This is a genomic window from Flavobacterium sp., from assembly GCF_035760125.1.
Lineage (GTDB): Bacteria > Bacteroidota > Bacteroidia > Flavobacteriales > Flavobacteriaceae > Flavobacterium.
In genome coordinates this window covers 1-4,158 of the sequence record NZ_DASTTN010000500.1, presented here as the reverse complement: position 1 = coordinate 4,158, position 4,158 = coordinate 1, and the positions used below count along the sequence as shown (strand labels likewise).

The 4,158-nt window shown below is 33.9% G+C and carries 2 protein-coding genes; both read left to right on the top strand.

The features are described from left to right. Positions 1-1,503 (top strand): glycoside hydrolase family 2 TIM barrel-domain containing protein (locus tag VFS71_RS17845; protein ID WP_326402964.1); only part of this gene is annotated, 1,503 nt, incomplete at its 5' end. A gap of 411 nt (positions 1,504-1,914) precedes the next feature. Next, positions 1,915-3,723, top strand: coding sequence for an adenylate/guanylate cyclase domain-containing protein (locus tag VFS71_RS17840; RefSeq protein ID WP_326402963.1), 1,809 nt, complete (start codon positions 1,915-1,917; stop codon positions 3,721-3,723). Positions 3,724-4,158: the final 435 nt, after the last annotated feature.

Genomic DNA, 4,158 nt, shown 5'->3' with positions numbered 1-4,158 from the left:
TGCGAATATTCACATGCAATGGGGAACAGTAATGGCAATTTTAAGGAATATTGGGATATTATCCGCGGAAGCAAAAATATGCAAGGTGGATTCATTTGGGACTGGGTAGACCAAGGTTTCAAAGTGAAAGATGAAATTGGTCGCGACTATTGGGCTTATGGAGGAGACATGGGCGGACAATTCTATACAAACGATGAAAATGATTGTCATAATGGTTTGGTTTGGCCAGACCGAACACCACATCCGGGAGCATTTGAAGTCAAAAAAGAATATCAGGATATTTTGTTCAAAGCAGTTGATGTCAAAAAAGGAATTATCGAGGTTCAGAACGATTTTGGTTACACCAATCTTTCAGAATACATTTTTAAATATGAAGTTTTAAAAAACGGAAAAATTATAAAAGAAGGTACTTTAAATTTAGCCTTAAATCCTCTTTCCAAAAAGCAAATCAAAATTGAATTGCCTAAAATCAGTCCAATCGCCGGAGAAGAGTATTTGTTGAATATTTTTGTTTTGACAAAAGATATAACAGAAATTTTGCCCAAAGGTCACGAAATAGCAAGAGAGCAATTTGTAATAGAAGATGCTAAATATTTTACTGTTGAAAATATTCAAAACAACTGGGTTAAACCTATTGAAGAATCCGATTGTTTTGTGTTTAAAGTAGGAAATGTTGAAGTGAAAATCAATAAAAATAGTGGATTGATTTCTGATTATTCTAATAATGGAAAACGTTATTTTGAAGAATTTCCAAAACCTAATTTTTGGAGAGCACCAACCGATAATGATTTTGGAAATAAGATGCCTTCAAAGAGTAATGTTTGGAGAACTGCAGGTGAAAATATTACTTTAAAAAAAGTAACCGAATTTGCTGATAAAGGTGGAAAATCGGGATTAATGGCAGAATTTTTGCTAAATGACGTGGTTTCTGAATATAAAATTGAATACTTAATGAGAGAGGACGGTAGTTTAGAAATTATTCCTTCCTATAAAAAAGGTAATAATGCAGTTCCGGAAATGCCTCGTTTTGGGATGATTTTCTCACTAACTAATGAATTTGAAAACTTCAATTATTACGGAAGAGGTCCTTTAGAAAATTATTCTGATAGGAATACGGCGTCCTTCAAAGGAATTTACAACAGCAAAGTTGCTGACCAATATGTGCCTTATCCGCGTCCACAGGAAAATGGTTATAAAACAGATATTCGTTGGGCTAATCTTACAAACAATTCGGGTGAAGGAATAAAGATAACTGGAATTCAACCTATTTGCATGAGCGCTTTGAATAATTACCCTATGGATTTCGACCCAGGACTTTCTAAAAAACAGCTGCATTTCAGTGATATAACGCCAAGAAAACTATCTGTGATCTGTGTGGATTTAGCACAAAGGGGGCTTGGCGGCGATGATAGCTGGGCAAGAGATCCTCATGAACAGTATTTGTTAAAACAGGAAACGTATAGTTACGGATTTCAGATAAAACCAATTAAAGAACAAAATTAATATTCGGAAGATGTTCTTCTGCATAGAAAAAATCGATGAAATATGCTCATATAGATTAACAATGATACTTGGTTTAATGTTTCTCAAAACAGATATGTTCCCAAGAATAGTTAAAATAGAGGATTGCTATAAAAATAAAATTTTGATGCCATTGATATTTTAAACCATTTTAATTCCAATTGCTGTTACAGAACCTTTTTTTGTAATCATAGTTTTTAGAATTTTGATTATCTTCGTAAGTTGTTAATTATTAGATGGATGACTTCGAATTTGAAGTAGGAAGTTTGAAACAAATCTGAAATGTTACCATAATTCACATATTGTCTAATGCAGAATTGACAAGGGTAAATGTTGGTAATTTAGAAGAGCATAACAATACCACTTATTTCGAAGTATTAAAAAAAGTCAAATATGTATCAAACTCGCCAGCTTGCTGCCATTATGTTTGCCGATATCGTCGGTTACACAGCAATAATGGGCAATGATGAACAAAAGGCTTTTGAAATACTTAATAAAAATAGAGAATTGCAAAAACCAATCATTGAGCAATTCAACGGAAGATGGATAAAAGAATTGGGCGATGGGGTAATGGCGAGTTTCAATACCGTTTCTGATGCTGTGTATGCAGCGCAGAAAATTCAGAATTTATGTAATGTGGCAAATGATTTTCAGCTACGGATCGGTATCCATCTTGGTGATGTTCTTTTTGAAAATGACGATATATTTGGTGATGGTGTAAATATTGCATCTAGGATACAAGAGATTGCTCAACCTGGGTCAATCTATATATCGGAATCTGTTCAACAAAATGTTTCCAATAAAAAGGATATCCAGACAAAATTTATAAAGGAAGAAAAACTAAAAAATGTAAAAGATCCTCTTAAGATTTATGAGGTTATCATAATGAGTCAATTCGGCATAATCCCCGAAAAAGGAAAAGAAATTATTGCAAAAAATAGTATTGCTGTTCTTCCATTTGTAAATATGAGTAATGATCCTGAACAAGAATATTTTTGTGATGGAATATCCGAAGAGATAATAAATGCGCTTGCACAATTATGCAACCTGCGAGTGATAGCAAGGACATCGGTTTTTTCATTTAAGGAAAAAAACATTGATGTTAGAGAAATAGGGAAGTTGCTCGAAGTGGATACACTCCTAGAAGGTAGTGTACGTAAATCTGGCAATCAGTTACGTATTACAACAAAATTGATTAGGGTTTCTGATGGTTCTCATATATGGTCTGAACGGTATGATCGTGTATTGGAAGATATTTTTTCAATACAAGAGAATATTGCAGAAAATGTAGCTACTGCTTTAAAAGGTTTTTTAACCACTACAGAAAAGGAACTAATACGTCGTCCGGAGACAATTATAGAAGCATATGAATATTTTCTAAAAGGGCACCAGTTTTTCCTTCAACTGAATTTGAGTGAAGCAAAAAAGTTATTCGAAAGGGCTATAGAGCTCGATTCTGAATATGCACCTGCCTATGCTGGCCTTGCTGATGTTTATTCCTGGTTGTATGATTGGGAAGGTGGAAATAATAATGACCTAGAGGAAGCGGAAAGGAATAGCCAAATAGCACTTTCTTTAGCCCCTAATTTGTCTGAGAGCCATACATCACATGGGTTTGTTCTCTCTTTAGGGAAACGGTATGATGAAGCGGAGCAAGAATTCAAAGAAGCTATAGCATTAAACCCAAATAGTTATGATGCATATTATCATTATGCCAGAACCTGTTTTGCACGTGGTCAAATTCAGCAATCGGCTGACTTCTTTCTTAAAGCAGCTGAAGCCCGCAGAGAAGATTTTCAAAGTATGCTTCTTCTATCCCAGTCTTTGACTATATTAGGAAATGATAAAGCGCATGAAGCAGGTATGGAAGGTATCAGAAGAGCCCGAAAACAATTGGAACTTAATCCTAATGAGAAAAGAGCGCTTTCACTTACTGCCGGTCATTTATTGAGTGTAGGACAAAGAGAAGAAGCTTATGAGTGGATGAATAAGGCGCTTGATTTATATCCGGATGATGCCGGTGTTTTATTGAATGGAACATGTCTTTTTGCTAAAGATGGCGATAAAGAAAGAGCTATGAATCTTTTGGAAATAGCTTCTGAAAAAGGGTATGGTAAAAAGGATTGGATTCAGTATGACCCCGATTATGATTCAATTAGAGAGGAACCTCGCTTTCAAATATTGCTCAGTAAATTAAAATAAATAATTTATGTTTCTACTATACTGGTGTTCGTCAGGGTTCAGTCATATTTTTAATGGTAATGCGCAGAAATGCTTTAGCTTATTTCAATTTAAACTTAGTAATGTGGTAGTTTGAAATGTATAATTTTATTTGCCGATGCAGAAATTAACAGCCCAGTATTTATTGGTGTTAACAGATTAAGAGGTACAATAAAAGTAATAATCTGAACAAAATAACACGAAATAAAAACAAACAAACCTTTATCCATTATTTCAATTTAAGGACAGCATTTTGTTAATCTGTGGGAATATCTTTTTTAAGAACACATTAACCCAGTGGTTGGTGCAAATGTATCAAATTTTGTGATACCTAATAATATTTTAAATGCCCTCTTTAAGTTGTTTAATTTTATAAGAGTAATGGTTCGAGCTCTTTATCACCTACTATTTTTATAA

Bases quoted from the DNA above. Each gene is read 5' to 3' on its own strand.
- VFS71_RS17840 (WP_326402963.1), top strand. From the start codon at position 1,915: ATGTATCAAACTCGCCAGCTTGCTGCCATTATGTTTGCCGATATCGTC.